General features: G+C 69.8%; 14 protein-coding genes. 6 read left to right on the top strand and 8 right to left on the bottom strand.

Annotated features, from left to right (window positions below; translation table 11 throughout):
* The first annotated feature begins 52 nt into the window (after nucleotides 1-52).
* Nucleotides 53-2782, top strand: coding sequence for an ATP-dependent DNA helicase (locus D4766_RS11250; protein WP_120717530.1), 2730 nt, complete (start codon nucleotides 53-55; stop codon nucleotides 2780-2782).
* A gap of 134 nt (nucleotides 2783-2916) precedes the next feature.
* Entirely contained in the window at nucleotides 2917-3309 is a 393-nt protein-coding gene (locus tag D4766_RS11245) for a SixA phosphatase family protein (protein WP_325049081.1), read from the top strand.
* 10 nt (nucleotides 3310-3319) lie between these two features.
* On the opposite strand, the gene D4766_RS11240 is transcribed toward D4766_RS11245, so the two are convergent.
* A complete protein-coding gene (locus D4766_RS11240) occupies nucleotides 3320-3949 on the bottom strand; it encodes an SOS response-associated peptidase (RefSeq protein WP_120717529.1) in 630 nt (209 codons plus the stop codon).
* Between the two features lie 12 nt (nucleotides 3950-3961).
* The gene (gene ubiA / locus D4766_RS11235; RefSeq protein ID WP_234024792.1) at nucleotides 3962-4867 is read right to left on the bottom strand and encodes a 4-hydroxybenzoate octaprenyltransferase; all 906 of its coding nucleotides are present in this window, start codon (nucleotides 4865-4867) and stop codon (nucleotides 3962-3964) included.
* A 160-nt stretch (nucleotides 4868-5027) separates the two neighbouring features.
* On the opposite strand from ubiA, the gene D4766_RS11230 reads away from it, so the two are divergent.
* The 3 genes from D4766_RS11230 to D4766_RS11220 are packed head-to-tail and all read left to right on the top strand — an operon-like array spanning nucleotide 5028 to nucleotide 7544.
* The gene (locus D4766_RS11230) at nucleotides 5028-5816 is read left to right on the top strand and encodes a 16S rRNA (uracil(1498)-N(3))-methyltransferase (protein WP_120717527.1); all 789 of its coding nucleotides are present in this window, start codon (nucleotides 5028-5030) and stop codon (nucleotides 5814-5816) included.
* Between the two features lie 41 nt (nucleotides 5817-5857).
* A complete protein-coding gene (locus tag D4766_RS11225) occupies nucleotides 5858-7228 on the top strand; it encodes a glutamate--cysteine ligase (RefSeq protein ID WP_120717526.1) in 1371 nt (456 codons plus the stop codon).
* A gap of 16 nt (nucleotides 7229-7244) precedes the next feature.
* The gene (locus D4766_RS11220) at nucleotides 7245-7544 is read left to right on the top strand and encodes a putative quinol monooxygenase (RefSeq protein ID WP_120717525.1); all 300 of its coding nucleotides are present in this window, start codon (nucleotides 7245-7247) and stop codon (nucleotides 7542-7544) included.
* 4 nt (nucleotides 7545-7548) lie between these two features.
* Here D4766_RS11220 and D4766_RS11215 read toward each other — a convergent pair whose 3' ends face one another.
* The 5 genes from D4766_RS11215 to D4766_RS11195 form a co-directional block, all read right to left on the bottom strand.
* Nucleotides 7549-8934 (bottom strand): methyltransferase family protein, encoded by a 1386-nt coding sequence (locus D4766_RS11215; RefSeq protein WP_234024791.1) that lies wholly within the window; start codon nucleotides 8932-8934, stop codon nucleotides 7549-7551.
* Nucleotides 8935-8990: 56 nt separating this feature from the next.
* Nucleotides 8991-10349: a BamB-related PQQ repeat family beta-propellar protein gene (locus D4766_RS11210; RefSeq protein WP_234024945.1), complete on the bottom strand. Its 1359-nt coding sequence runs from the start codon at nucleotides 10347-10349 to the stop codon at nucleotides 8991-8993.
* Nucleotides 10349-11131 carry a tetratricopeptide repeat protein gene (locus D4766_RS11205; RefSeq protein WP_120717523.1) on the bottom strand — a complete coding sequence of 261 codons (783 nt, stop codon included), beginning with the start codon at nucleotides 11129-11131 and terminating at the stop codon, nucleotides 10349-10351. The genes D4766_RS11210 and D4766_RS11205 overlap by 1 nt, the downstream gene beginning before the upstream one ends.
* Nucleotides 11132-11262: 131 nt before the next feature.
* The gene (locus D4766_RS11200) at nucleotides 11263-12414 is read right to left on the bottom strand and encodes a glycosyltransferase (RefSeq protein WP_120717522.1); all 1152 of its coding nucleotides are present in this window, start codon (nucleotides 12412-12414) and stop codon (nucleotides 11263-11265) included.
* Nucleotides 12411-13325, bottom strand: coding sequence for an alpha/beta fold hydrolase (locus D4766_RS11195; protein ID WP_120718200.1), 915 nt, complete (start codon nucleotides 13323-13325; stop codon nucleotides 12411-12413). Before D4766_RS11195 ends, D4766_RS11200 begins: the two co-directional genes overlap by 4 nt.
* 72 nt (nucleotides 13326-13397) lie before the next feature.
* Between D4766_RS11195 and D4766_RS11190 the strand changes: the two genes are divergently transcribed.
* Nucleotides 13398-14783 (top strand): protein adenylyltransferase SelO family protein, encoded by a 1386-nt coding sequence (locus D4766_RS11190; RefSeq protein ID WP_120718199.1) that lies wholly within the window; start codon nucleotides 13398-13400, stop codon nucleotides 14781-14783.
* 21 nt (nucleotides 14784-14804) lie between these two features.
* On the opposite strand, the gene D4766_RS11185 is transcribed toward D4766_RS11190, so the two are convergent.
* Nucleotides 14805-15401 (bottom strand): hypothetical protein, encoded by a 597-nt coding sequence (locus D4766_RS11185; RefSeq protein WP_194955765.1) that lies wholly within the window; start codon nucleotides 15399-15401, stop codon nucleotides 14805-14807.

Below are 15401 nucleotides of genomic sequence, written 5' to 3'. Positions count from 1 at the left end.
AAACCGCAAGCATACATTGGCACGGTTCCCGTTGTGTTCTAGGGAGCCCGAGATGAGCGAACCCGTCGCCCTGCCCGCCCTTCACGCCAGCCACGCCGGAACGTGGCTGCGCGACGGATTCGCGACCCGCGGGTGTTCGAAGGGCGAAGCCGTCACCGCCGCGGCCGATACCCCGCTGCTGCTGCTGAACGCGCCGCTCGTCGCCAACCGGCTCGGCTATCCCGACCTGTCGGGGCTCGACCTGCTCGAACTGTTCGCCTTCGTGCACCCCGCGCGCTTCGCCGTGCCGACCGCGAAGGGGCTCGCCCACGCGCTGGGGATGGAGGAACCGGCCGCCGACGACGCCGTGCCCGCATTCCTGCAGTCCGCCGCCGGCCGGCTCATCGCGACCTGCGAGAGCGGCGACTGGCCCGAGCGCGAAGGAGCGTGGTCGACCCTCCAGTCGCTGCTGCGCCTGCGCTGGCCGTGGGCGCAGGTCCTCCTCCCCTATGTCCGCAAGCCCGAGCGGGCCGAGCGCTGGCTCTTCGCGCGCCTGCCGGAATGGGAGGAGACGCCCGAACGGCCCCAGCCCGCGCAAGTGCTGATCGAGGAACCCGAGGTCGAAGCCCGGCTCGCCCGCCTCACCGGCGAAGGGGCGGAACGGCGCGAGGGGCAACGCCTCTATTCCCGCGACGCGGGCAGCGTGTTTGCGCCCCGACCGAAACGCGGCGTCCCGCACGTCCTCCTGGCGCAGGCGGGAACCGGCATCGGCAAGACGCTCGGCTACCTCGCGCCAGCCTCGCTCTGGGCGGAGAAGTCCGGCGGCACGGTGTGGGTCAGCACCTTCACCAAGAACCTCCAGCGCCAGTTGCGGCGAGAGAGCGGGCGCGCCTGGCCCGCCGCGAGGACCGACGGCAGCCGGCCGGTGGTGGTGCGAAAGGGGCGCGAGAACTACCTCTGCCTGCTCAACCTCGAGGACGCGCTGCAGGGCGGCTTCGGCGGGCGCGCGGCGATCCTCGCGCAGCTCGTGGCCCGGTGGGCGGCGTTCAGCCAGGATGGCGACATGATCGGCGGCGACCTACCCGGCTGGCTGGGCACGCTGTTCAGGAAGCGCGGGATTGCGGCCCTGACCGACCAGCGCGGCGAGTGCGTCTATGCCGGCTGCCCGCATTACCGGAAGTGTTTCATCGAACATGCCGCGCGCGCATCGGCGCAGGCCGATCTCGTGATCGCGAACCACGCACTGGTGATGGTCAACGCCGCGCGCGGACGCGACCATGCGCAGCGTCCGACCCGCATCGTGTTCGACGAAGGGCACCATGTGTTCGAGGCGGCCGACAGTACGTTCGCCGCGGCGCTGACGGGACAGGAGGCGATCGAGCTCCGCCGCTGGATCGTCGGTCCGGAGAAAAACAGCCGCGGCCGCCGCCGCGGGCTCGCCGCGCGGCTGGCCGACGTCGCCAGCTACGACGAGGCGGGCGGCAAGGCGATCGAGGCGGCGCTAGCCGCGGCGCAGGACCTGCCGAGCGACGGGTGGCTACAGCGGCTGGGCGAGGGAACGCCGTTCGGCCCTCTCGAGGCGCTGCTCGGTGCGGTGCGCGCGGCGACCTATGCCCGCGACGAGAGCGGCGGGCAGGAGGCGGGCTACGGCATCGAGACGGAAGCCGCCGGCCTCGACGGGCCGGTGGTCGAACTGGCCGCGCAGGCGGCGGGCGCGCTGGCGGCGATCCGGTCGCCCTTGCTGCGGCTCGGCGGGCGGCTGGAAGCGATTCTCGCCGATCCGCCCGACTGGCTCGACGCGCAGGGACGGGCGCGGATCGAAGGGGCGCGCCATTCGCTGCAATGGCGGTGCGATCTGCTGGCGGCCTGGGAAGCGCTGCTCGACCGGCTGGGCGGACCGGGCGATCCGGAATTCGTCGACTGGCTTGCGGTCGAACGCAACGAAGCGCGCGAGTTCGACATCGGGCTCCACCGCCACTGGCTCGATCCGATGAAGCCGTTCGCCCACGTCGTGCTCGAGCCCGCGCACGGGGTCATGCTGACGAGCGCGACGCTGAAGGACGGGCCCGACTGGGAGGCCGCGATCGCGCGCAGCGGCGCGGGCCACCTCGACCTCGTCCCGCGGATGAGCGAGGCGGAAAGCCCGTTCGATTATGCCGCCAATGCCGAGGTGCTGATCGTCACCGACGTCCAGCGCGGCGACATCCCGGCGCTCGCGGGCGCATACGGCCGGATCGTCGAGGCCAGCGGCGGGGGCGTGCTCGGACTGTTTACCGCCATTCGCCGTCTGCGCGCCGTGCACGGCCGCATCGCGGACCGGCTCGCGCGTTCCGGCCTGCCGCTCTACTCGCAGCACGTCGACCCGATCGACACCGGCACGCTGGTGGACATCTTCCGCGACGACCCGGCTGCCAGCCTGCTGGGCACCGATGCCTTGCGCGACGGGGTGGATGTGCCGGGCCATTCGCTTCGGTGCGTCGTGATGGAGCAGGTGCCCTGGCCGCGCCCGACGATCCTGCACCGCGCACGCCGTGCGGCGAACGGCGGCAGCGCCTACGACGACCGGCTTATCCGCGCACGGCTGGCGCAGGCGTTTGGCCGGCTGATCCGCAGCAAGGACGATCGCGGACATTTCGTCGTGCTTTCGCCAGCCTTCCCGAGCCGCCTGCTGACCGCGTTCCCGGCAGGCACGCCGGTCATCCGCTGCACGCTCGACGAGGCTTTACAACGCCTCGCCGGTTCGCGAGACGGCAGCGATACGCTCGCCCTTCCGGCGGCGGCCCGAGAGGATACGCTCCCCTGACCAAGCTGCTCGGCCTGCTGCGCCACGCCAAGTCCGACTGGGACGACATCGGCCAGCGCGACTTCGACCGCGGTCTTAACGATCGCGGACGGCGGGGCGCGGCGCTGATCGGTGCGCATATTCGCGACCACGGGGTGCGGTGGGACGCGCTGCTCGCCAGTCCCGCCGAACGCGTGAAGGCGACGCTGGAGGCCGCCGGGCTCGGCCTCGCGCCGCGCTACGACCAGCGCGCCTACCTCGCCGACGCGGCGACCCTGCTCGACGTCGTACGCGAGAAGGCGGGCGATGCAGATGCCGTGCTGCTGTCGGGCCACAATCCCGGGCTGCAGGACCTGCTCCTCGAACTCGTGCCGCCGGCGAACGAGAACGACCTGTTCGACGAGGCTTCGGTCAAGTTCCCCACCGCGACGTTCGCCGTGCTCGAACTCGCGATCGACGACTGGGCGGACATCGACGGGGAATGCGGCAAGCTCGTCCACTTCGCGCGGCCCCGCGATCTCGACCTGGAACTCGGCCCGGAACACTGATCGCGCGGGATCAGAGCAGCGAAGTCTGCGCCGGCCGTTCCCCCGACACCCACAGCGCATCGGTCCGCTCGACCGCAAGTTCGAGGTCGCAGGTGCGGACCAGCGCCATCGCCTCGTCCTCGCTGCCGTGCTGCCACTGTTCGTACTGGTCCGCCGTCAGGATCACCGGCATCCGGTCGTGCACGTCGAACATCGCGGCGCAGGCATCGGCCATGACCATCGTGTAGGCGTCGCCCCATTCGGCGGTGGGCCGCCAGAGCCCCGCGACCGCGAACATCTCGTGCCCGCCAAGCCTGTACCACGTGCGCGTCATCGCGCCGGCCTTGCCTTCGGGTTCGGCCCACTTGGTGACCGGGATGAGGCAGCGGCGCTTGGCAAAGCTGTCGCGCCAGAACGCGGTGGTCAGCTTGTCGTCGCGCGCGTTGGTGACCGGTTTCGGCTTCAGCGACTGGCCCTTCTTCCCCTTGAGCACCACGGGAAAGCCCCAGTTCATCTGCCGGACCCGCCCTTCCGCAACGACAAGGCCGGGATAGCCGGGATAGACTTCCGCCCCGAAGTTCGCCCCCGCCGCTTCGTTGAGCGCGGCGAACCACTTCGCCACCTCGTCGGCGTTCTTCGTCATGCGGTAGAGATTGCACATCCGGCGTTCCCCTCAGGCGTTTCCGACGACGAAGCACGCCGCCGCCACCAGTGCACCCGCGAAACGGTTGGAGCGGAAGCGATCGAGCGGATTGGCCGGATCCGCCGGATCGAGCGTCGTCACCTGCCAGGCAAGATGCGCCGCCGCCGGGGCGAGCGCGAGCAGTGCCAGCGGGTCGCCGCGCAGCAGCCAGAACGCCAGCAGCCAGAGCGCCACCGCGGCGGCGTAGAACGCGGCGACCCCGCCCTTCACATGGCGGCCCAGCCGCAGCGCGCTCGACCGGATGCCGACGAGCGCATCGTCCTCGCGGTCCTGCAACGCGTAGATCGTGTCGTATCCCATGCACCAGAAGAACGCCCCGGCGTAGAGCGCCAGCATGACGTCGAGATGGTCGAGCCGCAGCGCCGTCCAGCCGACGAGCGCACCCCAGGTGAACACCAGCCCCAGCCACGCCTGCGGCCACCAGGTGATCCGTTTCATGAATGGATAGGCGGCGACCAGTGCGAGGCTCGCCAGCGCCACGAGCTGCGCCTGCCAGCGCAGTTGTAGCAGCACGACGAGGCCGACCGCGCACAGCACCAGCAGCCATCCCCAGGCCAGCTTGCGCGACACCCGCCCGCTCGCGACCGGGCGGCTGGCGGTGCGCGCGACCTGCCGGTCGAGGTCGGCATCGACGATGTCGTTGTAGACGCAACCCGCCCCGCGCATCGCGATGCTGCCGGCAAGCAGCCAGGCGAGGAGCGGCAACTGCCACCCCGCCCCCGCCAGCCACACGCCCCACACGCAGGGCCAGAACAGAAGCCACCAGCCGATCGGCCGGTCGAACCGGGCCAGCATGGCGAGGTCGCGCGGCACCTGCGGCAACCGCGCGACCAGCCCGCGGTGTTCGCTGTCGGGTACGATCGTCTCGGCGGTCACGATGCGGCCATTGCCTGAGGGCGTGTCACACCTGTCACACTGTCCAGAGGGGAAAGTCCCGGACCGGCCGATCGCGGGCGGAACCGGGGGATCGATAACAGGATCGAGCAGCGCGCCATGGGACTTCCTTGCCACAGGCCGCGGATGTAGGACAGCGCCCATGCCCGCCTCCCACCAGCCGAAGACGCCGGCCTGGCCGCCGAAAAGTGCCCCGCGCCTGTTCGTGCCGCCCCCGCTCGCTGCCGGGCAGACGGTCACCATCGAAGGCAACCAGGCGCACTACCTGGCGCGCGTCATGCGGGTCGCGCCGGGCGATACGGTCATCCTGTGCGACGATGCGACCGGCGAATGGGCTGCGCGGGTCCTCGAGACCGGCAAGCGGGACGTCGTGCTGGAGCCGGCCGAACGGCTCCGCCCGCGCGAGGCCGTGCCGGACCTGTGGCTGGTCCCCGCGCTCCTCAAGAAGGACCGCTTCGATCTGGTGCTGGAGAAGGCGACCGAGATCGGCGTCGCAGCCATTCGCCCGGTGCTGACGCGTCGCTGCGTGGCGGACAAGCTCAACCTCGACCGCGCGCGCGGCCTCACCGTCGAGGCGGCGGAGCAATGTGCGCGGACCGCCCTGCCCGCGCTTGACGCGCCCGTACCGCTGTCCGCGATGCTGCGCGACTGGCCGGCGGAGCGCACGCTGTTCTTCGCCGACGAGACCGGCGGCGAACCGGCGGCGCGCGCATTTGCGGACTGTCCGGGACCGGCCGCGATACTTACCGGACCGGAGGGCGGCTTCGACGATGCCGAGCGCGAGGCGATCCGCGCCCTCCCGCAGGCGCGCGCGATCTCGCTCGGCCCCCGTATCCTGCGCGGCGAAACCGCGGGCATCGCGGCGCTGTCGATATGGATGGCGACCTGCGGCGACTGGAGCGCGAACGCGGCGGGGGAAGGCCAAGATTAATTCGCTGGCGCCCGCGATTTCGGTTTCCTAGTGCCACCGGCATGAGCACCCGCGAAGCCTCGGCAGCCGACGATCCCATCATCGAGTCGCGCGAGGCGCTGATCGCCCCCATGGCGGCGGGCGAGAAGCCGAAACAGATGTGGCGCATCGGCACCGAGCACGAGAAGCTCGTCTACAAGCTGCCCGACCATCACGCGCCGTCGTACGAGGAAGCCGGCGGCATCCGCGACCTGCTGATGGCGCTGACCGGTTTCGGGTGGGAGCCGGTGGAGGAGAACGGACAGGTCATCGCCATGCGCGGCGAGGACGGGACCGTCAGTCTCGAACCGGCGGGCCAGCTCGAACTGTCGGGCGCGCCGGTGGTCAATCTCCATCAGACCTGCGCCGAAACGGGCCGGCATCTCACGCAGGTGAAGGCCATCGGCGATACCTGCGGCGTGGGCTTTCTCGGCCTCGGCATGTGGCCCGACAAGACGCGCGGCGAGCTGCCGATCATGCCCAAGGGCCGGTACGAGATCATGCTGCGCCACATGCCGCGCGTCGGCAGCCTGGGCCTCGACATGATGCTGCGGACCTGCACCATCCAGACCAACCTCGACTACTCGTCGGAAGCGGACATGGTGCAGAAGTTCCGCGTTTCGCTGGCGTTGCAGCCGCTCGCCACGGCGCTCTTCGCAAATTCGCCATTCACGGAAGGCAGGCCGAACGGGTACCTGAGCTACCGCAGCCACATCTGGTCCGACACCGACCCGCACCGCACCGGCATGATCCCCTTCGTGTTCGAGGACGGCTTCGGCTACGAACGCTACGCCGACTACATGCTCGACGTGCCGATGTACTTCGTCTTCCGCGACGGAAAATACATCGATGCCGCGGGCCACAGCTTCCGCGATTTCCTGAAGGGCGAGCTGGCCGTGCTGCCGGGCGAGAAACCCACGATGAGCGACTGGTGGGATCACCTGTCCACCGCCTTCCCCGAAGTGCGCCTCAAGTCCTTCCTCGAGATGCGCGGGGCCGACGGCGGGCCGTGGAGCCGCATTTGCGCCCTTCCCGCACTGTGGGTCGGGCTGCTCTACGATCAGAGCGCGCTCGATGCGGCGTGGGACCTCGTCAAGGACTGGTCGATGGACGAGCGCGAGACGCTGCGGAACGCGGTGCCGAAGCTGGCGCTCGACGCGCCGGTGCCGGGGGGCCGGACCCTGCGCGACATTGCGCCCGAGGTGCTGAAGATCGCCCGCGCCGGGCTTGTCGCGCGCGGGCAGCTGAATTCCAGCGGCGACAACGAGACGGGCTTTCTCGAAACGCTCGACGAGATCGTCGCCAGCGGCAAGGTGCCGGCGCAGCGCCTGCTCGACAAGTATCACGGCGAGTGGGGCGGCGACGTCTCGCGCGTCTACAAGTACAGTTTCTAAGCCAAGGGAGAGAGCCATGATCCTCGTCGTCGGAACCGTCCGCGTGCCCGAAGAGGCGTTCGAGAGCGCGCGCGAAGCCATGCACACGATGCTGGTCGAAACCCGCAAGGAAGACGGTTGCATCCGCTACCAGTTCGCGCAGGACGTGCTGGACCCGCAACTTCTCGTCATCTCGGAGGCATGGCGCGACCGCGATGCGCTGATGGCCCACGGCAAGGCGCCCCACATGGCCGAATGGCGCAAGGCGATGGGCGCGGTCGGCGTGATCGAACGGGACCTGCGGATGCACGAGGCCGACGACGGCCAGCCGATCTAGCCGCTTACTCGGCGGGTTCGGGCGCCACGCTGTCGAAACCGCGCACGCGCAGGCCCAGCTTGCGCTTCAACCGCACCAGAGGCGCGGTGATCAGGCCGTGCTCGCTCATCCAGGCATGATAGGCGCGGTACTTCGGGTCCTCGGCCCAGAGGTGCTCCTCCTCGGTCCGCGCGCGCCAGAAATAGATCGCGTTGACCGCCGCGAGGCAGACGGTGTTGCGCACCACGTCGGTCGCAAGCCCGCTGGTGACGAGGAACGGCAGCGTCGACAGCCACCAGAAGGCGTTTTTGCTGAGATAGGCGGGATGCCGGGTGAACCGGTACGGCCCGTTCGTCAGCACCCCACGATAGGTGAGGTTGGAAAACCGCAAGCCGAAGGCGAACGTCGCCCACGCGTAGATCGCGGTCAGCGCCACCAGCGCGGCGGCCCACACCCACATCAATGCGGGATGGCCCGCCATCCAGAATGCCCAGTTGGCATCGCCCTGCCCCGGGGTGCCGGTCTCGTAGCCGAGTATCCCGCTGCCCATGAAGCCGTAGACGAACGGCGGATAGCAGAGGAGCGCCGCGACCCATCCCGCCAGCAATGGGTTGCCGCTGCGGATGTGCGTGTCGAGCGGGCGGAAGGTGACGATGTAGCCGACCGTGCCGATCTGCACGTCGACGAGGAACAGCAGCGTGATGAGCGCCATGCCCAGCGCCGCCGGATCGTGCAGCATCGCGGCGTAATCGGCGTTCACCACCGCGGCAAAGCCCGGCGGCAGGATCGAGATCATGAATGCGCCGAAGAACCCCTTGATGATCCAGCCGCGCCAGTGCTTCTTCACCGCTTCCCAGTCGTAGCCGTCGCGCAGCAGGACCATCTGGCCGAAGTGCCACGCCCCGTCGCGTGGCTCGACCAGCCGACGGTCGAGCCAGAGGACGTAAGGCACCGCGAGCACGAACAGCGGGATGGCGAACGCGCCCAGCACCTTCATCGCGAACAGGTACTGCCCGTCCCAGTACCACCGGCCGAGCGCATAGAGCCCGGCGATTCCGACCCACGTGGTCCACAGCCCGGCGATCTTGACCATGGAGACGGGCGCGGTCTCGGCCGCGGGCCGTCGCCGAAGCCAGTCGATGCCGGTGGACGGGCGCAGGTGCGCCTTGTCCAAGAGCAAGGTCACGGCGACCATCGGCAGGGTGGAGAACACCATCGCGGCCAGCGCGGCGAAGGGCCCGTCGAGCCGCACGCGGGGCCCCGGCAGCGCCAGCGCATCGGCGATCGCGGGCCAGTGGCGGCAGGCGAGAATCCAGGCGAAAAGCCCCGCCAGGCCCGCCAGCCCCACCCACGGCGAGACGTCGCTCGGCGGGCGGGCGGCATTGACTGCATCGGGGCGCGGTTCGCTCACCCGCGCCGGGCTAGCGTAAACCGGTTAACGGGCGGGTAAAGTCGCCCGCACCCGCCTCAGCGATAGGCGTGGATCGTCCCGTCGTCGTCGAGCACGTAGAGCGTGTTGTTGGCGACGATGGGCGCGAGGCTGATCGGCGCCTTCACCGTCTGGAACAGGCTCTTGGTGCCGTCGGTCACGCTGGAACGGTAGATCTGCCCTTCCGAATTGGCGAGCCACAGCTGGTTGCCCGCAAGCACCGGACCGGTCCAGTAGATCGCGTCCTTCTTCTTTTCCATGTTGCGGTACTGGCCGAGGTCGATCAGCCACCGCACCTTGCCGTTGCCGCGCGCGATCGCGAGCAACTGGGCCTGGTCGGTCAGGGTGAAGATCCATTCGCCCGCGATGGCGGGGGTCGAGATGCCGGCGAGGTTCAATTCCCAGATGCGCTGTCCGGTGACGAGCTCGTATGCGGCCATGCGCCCGCCCTGCCCCAGCGCATAGACGCGTCCCGCGTCGATGATGGGATCGGCGTCGATGTCCGACAGCGCACCCACCTGCGTCGAGATCGAGGTCCGCGCCAGCGCGTCGGCCCACAGCGAACGGCCGTTCTCGTAGCGGTAGGCGATGAGTTCGCCGGTCGAGAAGCCGGCGATCACGGTGCCCTGCGCAGCGGCGGGCGAAGCGACGCCGAAGATGCCGGTCTGCGCGGTCGAGCCGCCTTCGGCCCACTGCTGCTTGCCGTCCGCGGCGTTGAGCGCGATGACCTGGTTGTCCTGCGTCATCACGTAGACCGATCCGAAGGCGACCGTCGGCGCACCGCGCAGCGGACCGGCCGGCTTCACCTTCCAGATCTGGCTGCCGTTCGCGGCGTCGAGCGCGAGCACTTCGCCCACGCCGTTGGTCGCATAGACGCGGCCGCTGTCGTAGCTGACGCCGCCGCCGAAGTTCGCCGGGCGCAGATCGCCGCCGACTTCGGCCGCCTGGCTCCACAGCCGGCCGCCGCTCTGCGCGTCGAAGGCGTGGATCACGCCGTCGCTGTCCTCCACGAAAAGCTTGCCGTCGCCCACGACAGGCGAGGCGGCGAGACGCCGGCGCTGGCTCGAGCCGGCGATCTTCGCGGTCCAGGCCTGCGACAGGTTGTCGGGCAGCGCGAGGTGGCCGTAGCTCTTGCCGGCGTTGCCGCCGCCCTGCGCCCATTCCGCATTCACCTGCTGCGGCGGCAATACCACGGTGATTCCGGCGAGCGCGGGGTCGACCTTCGCGCCTTCGATCTTGGACAGGATCGGCACGCGGTTGCCGACCGTGGGCGTCACGTCGGTCTTGCCCTTGCCGAACAGCCCGCCCTGGCAGGCGGAAAGTCCGAGCGCGAGTGCGGCGATCGCGGTCCCGCGCGCCAGCGTGCGGGCCGTCTTGCGAAAATCGGTGGTGGTCATCATTGGCTCTCGGTCGAAGGTGGGGTCGCGGTGCCGGTCTGGCGGATCACGGTGTCCACGTCGTCGATCGCGTCGACGCCGAGGAGGCCGGCCATCTGGCGCATGCGCGACTTCAGCGTGTCGGATGTATTCGCATCCTTGGCGATCGCGGCGAACAGGGCGCCCGCCTCCGCCTGGTTGCCCTGGTCGAGATAGGCCATGCCGACGATCTCGCCGGCGGGGCCGAACCACGGGTTGCCCGGCGTCGCCAGCGGCTTCAGCCGGGCGATCACGTCGGCCGGCTTCATCGTGTCGTAGCGGGCGGTCACCGCCCTGATCGTCGCGAGGTCGCGATACGCCTGCGGGGCGGCATCGTCGGCGGCCACGCGCTCGAAGATCGTCGCGGCTTCGGCCGGCTTATTCTGTTCGAGCGCGATGCCCGCCTTCAGCAACTCGGCCGCCGCCTTCGCGCCCGGGTTGCCATCGGAGATCACCGGTGCCAGCGCCGTGTCGCCGCTCGCGAGATTGCCCCGCTCGACCTGGTCCATTGCACTCACCAACGCCTCGCTATCGGCCTCGCGCACACCCTTCTGGTGGTTCTCCCAGTAGAGGTATCCACCGAACGCGGCGAGACCGAGGAGAACCGCAGCCGTCAGCGGCTTGCCGTACTTCTGCGCGGCTTCGGCGTACTGGTCCTGCCTGACGGCATCGTCCACCTCGCGTAGCAGGACGTCTTCCTGCGCGGCGTTGGCGCGGGCGCGCTTGTCGTCGGGGTTGGCAACGGTGCTTGGGGGTAGGGCCACGGGTCTCGGTCGTTTCCGTTCGTTATGGACGTCGGCTCGGGCGCGTCTTTAGCCGATGGGCCCGCCAATTCAACTTGGAAACCGGCAGATGTCCGCCGCGCCGTGAACGCGCCGTGAAGCGCGCACGGCCCTCAGATCGGGTGCGCCCCGCCCATCACCGCGGAATAGAGACGCCGGTAGGCAGCGATCATCGTCTTCTCGTCGAATTCGGCGCGCGCTTTCGTCCGGTTGGCATGTCCGACGGCAGAGCGCAGGGCCGGGTCGTAAGCGAGCCGGGCGAGTGCCTCGCCCAAAGCGACCTCGTCGCCCGCCGGCACGACGAAGGGGGCGTTCTCCTCCGCCACGATGGCGGCGATGTCGCCCACGCCGGTCGCTGCGGCGGGCAGCCCCGCGGCCATCGCCTCTACCAGCGAGATCGGGAACTGCTCGGATCTGGAAGCCAGCGCGAAGATGTCGAACAGCCCGGCATAGTGCGCAGGGTCCGGCGCGAAGCCGGGCAGGTGGACGCGGTCCTCGATGCCCGCCCGCACCGCTTCGGCGCGGATCGCGTCGCGTTCCGGCCCTTCGCCGACGATCACGAGGTGCCACGACGGATGGAGGCCCGCGCACGCGCGCACGAGTGCGGGCAGGTCCTTCACCGGGCTCAACCGCGCGAGCGTCCCCACCCAGAACTCGCCCGGGTGCTTGACGAGACCGGGGATGGCGTCCGCCTTGGGCGGCCTGGCGAAGGCGGGGGTGTCGATGCCGTTGGGGATCCGCACGACGCGGCCGATCGGCTGCGACCACGTGGTGAGCGCGATGCCTTCCAGCGTTTCGGAGGGCACGACCAGCCGGCTCGCCCGGCCGAGCGCGATCCGGCGGTACCAGTTGCGCGACGGCTTGAGCCGAACCTGCTCGTCGGCGTTGAACCCGTCCTCGTGATGCACCAGCGGAGGCAGGCCGAACGCCTCGCCGAACAGCGTGTGCGCCATCACCGCGTCCATCGCACCCCAGTTGTAGGTGAGCACCAGATCGTAGCCGCGCATCGCCTCTGCGATCCGCTTCAACCGGCCGGGCTTGGGTGCGCCGGTGAGCGGGGGAAAATCGTCCGGCCAGTCGACCGCAACGGCGCGCGACAGCTCACGCGCGGCACCCCGCTCGCCCGGAACGCCCGAAACGATAGAGTGCGCGATCTTGGGTCCGAAGGCGTTCATCAGGCGGACCGCGCGGCGTTCCTTGCCACCGCTGCCGAAGGTGGAATGAAGGTGCAGGAAGCGCGTCTCGGCGCGCGATGCGGCGCTCATGCGACCCGGCTCAGCAGACGGTCGATCGCGGCGCGCGATTCCGGTTCGCTCAGGGTCGGCGCATGGCCGGTTCGCGGGACCTCGACGACCTCGAGCGCAGGCACCCGCCGCTTCATCTCGCGCGCAGTGGCTGGCGACAGGAGGGCCGAAGCCGCTCCGCGCAGCAGCATCAGCGGCCGCCCGGCCAGCGCCTCGAAGGCTGGCCACAAGTCGGCGGGCGGGCCGGCGGGGGCGGCGGCAAACGGCTCGGCGATGCCCATGTCGTAGTCGTAGGCAATGCGCCCGTTGGCCCCCAGGGCCATCGTGCGCTTGGCCATCGCCAGCCAGTCCTCGATCCCGAAATCGGGGTGCGAAGCCTGGTGCTGCTCAGCCAGCGCGCGGGCGGCGTGCATCCAGGTCGGGAAGCTGCCGCCGTGGCCGACGTATTCGCGGATCGCGTCGAGCCCGGCCGTCTCCAGCTCCGGTCCGATATCGACGAGCACGGCGGCGGCGATCCGCTCGGGCGCCGACGTCGCGAGCAGCATCGTCATCAGTCCGCCGAGCGAAGTGCCGATCGAAACGAACCGTTCGATCCCCTCCTGATCCAGCAGAGCGACCAGATCGGCGACATATTGCGCCGGATTGTAGGTGGCGGTGTCGTTCGCGTAGTCCGACTGCCCGCGTCCGCGCATTTCCGGGACGATCACCCGCCATTCCCCCGCCAGGCGCTCGGCCAATGGCGCGGCGTCGCGAGCGTTGCGGGTGAGGCCGTGAAGCGCGACGATCGGCGGGCGGGCAGCCACGTCGTGGTTCGGGGCGGAGGGGTAGTCGCGGAAATGCAGGCTCAGCCCGTCGGCGGAGGGCCAGGTGCGATCGGTCCACGGCTTGTCGGGCGCAGGGCTGCTGCGCTGGGCGGTGGTGGCGATGTCCATCGTCGGCGCGGGTCCCTCTTGCTGGCGGTCGCGGTGCTTGCGCCGCCGCCGGCGCGTGGCCACTATCGCCCGATGACAGGCGATGCGCAACCGGCAGAGTACCGGCCCGAAAAACCCCTCGCCGCGCTGGCCGACTGGCTGGGCGATCCGGTCGAGCCGGCCGACTTCCCGCAGACGATCCTGCGCTGGCGCAACGACCGCGCGGCCGCGGGCGTGGGCCTGTCGGCCCTGTCGGATGCCGAGTGGATCCGCCACTTCGCGCGGTTCGATCCGCTTCCGGCCACCCTCCCCGGCCCGCTGGCGCTGCGGTATCACGGGCACCAGTTTCGCGTGTACAACCCCGAGCTCGGCGACGGACGCGGCTTCACGTTCGCGCAGATGAAGGGCGGCGGCGGGCGCCTGCTGGAGCTGGGGACGAAAGGGTCCGGCACCACGCCGTGGAGCCGCACCGCCGACGGCCGCCTGACGCTGAAGGGCGCGGTGCGCGAACTGCTCGCGACCGAGATGCTGCAGGCCTTGGGCGTCGATACCAGCCGCACGTTCTCGATCGTCGAAACCGGCGAGGAACTCAGGCGCGGCGACGAGCCGAGCCCGACGCGGTCGGCCGTGCTCGTTCGCATGAGCCATGGCCATATACGCATCGGCAGCTTCCAGCGCCTCGCCGTCCTCGAAGAGCGCGATCACATGGCCGCGCTCGTCGAGTACTGTCTCACACAATTCCCCGGCCCCGTTCCGGACGGCGGAGGCGAGCCGGCGACGGTGCTGATGAACCAGGTCGTCGAGCGCATGGCCGACTTGGCGGCGAGCTGGATGGTCGCGGGGTTCGTCCACGGGGTGCTCAACACCGACAACATGAACGTCAGCGGCGAAAGCTTCGACTACGGTCCGTGGCGCTGGCTGCCGCATTGGGATGCGGGATTCACCGCGGCGTATTTCGACCATGCCGGCCTCTACGCCTTCGGCCGCCAGCCCGAGGCATTGTACTGGAACTGCGGCCAGCTCGCGATCGCGCTGCGGACCTTGAGCGAGGCGCAGCCATTGCTCGATGCTCTCGAGCGGTTCGGTCCGCTCTACATGGCGCACGTGCGGCGGCGGTGGCTGTGGCGGCTGGGGGTCGCGCCGCTCGGCGACGAGCGCGATGCCGCGCTGGTTGCGGCTTGCGAGGAGGCGATGCGGGAAAGCGGCGTGTCGCCCGATGCGTTCTTCCATCGCCACCGGTTCGGACGCAGCGCGCGCGGCGCGCTGGCGCAGGCGCTGGATGGATACGAACCGGCGCGCGCGGATCATCCGCTGTGGAGTGAACCCGCCCCGCCCTCGCTCGTGCTCGAGCGGGTCGAAGAACTGTGGGCGGCCATAGCGCAAGGCGACGACTGGCAGCCGTTGATGGACGAGGTCGCCGCGATCCGGCGGTTGGGCGAAGCACTCGGGCCGCCGCCGGCCCCGGCGGGGCACGCCTGACGGAGGCTTAGCGGCGAACGCTCAGCGCTTGCGGGGTGGCGGCGCAGCCTGCTGCGGCGGCTGGGGTGACGGTGTCCCCTGGGCCATGGTGAACGGCTGGATGTCCATGCCAAACGGTTTCCACCTTCCCTGCTCCCACTGGAAGAACAGGTCGAACTGGATTGCAGTGGGCCGAAGCTGGAACACGCCCTTCACTTCGAACACGTCGGCACGAAGCTGCTTGGGCTGTTCGGTGTAGAGCGGCGCGAGGACGAGCGTGTTGGACAGGTCGACACGGCTCTGCCGCAGGCTTGCGAAGATCTGGGCGAGGCGCGCAGCGTCGTTGTTGATCTGGAAACCCTGCGACGACATGTCGCGCAGGACCGAATAATTGCCCGACTTGTTGGCATGATCGACCAGCAGCATCGTCGACCAGATCAGCTTCGACATCTCGAGCTGATCGGGCACGGGGAACGATGCCACCGGTGCCTGGACCGAACCGGGCGCCTGCTGGGCCTGTGCGGGCGCGGCAACGGCCAGCGAGAGTGCGGCGGTCGCGGAAAGAAACGCGGCCCGGGCGAAAAGAAATGCCGGGGCGCGAAGCCCCGGCATCTCGTTGTTGCGGCATTTCAAGGTCAT

Source organism: Tsuneonella amylolytica (genome assembly GCF_003626915.1).
In the GTDB taxonomy this organism is placed as follows: Bacteria; Pseudomonadota; Alphaproteobacteria; order Sphingomonadales; family Sphingomonadaceae; genus Tsuneonella; species Tsuneonella amylolytica.
This window is presented reverse-complemented; position numbering and strand designations above follow the sequence as displayed.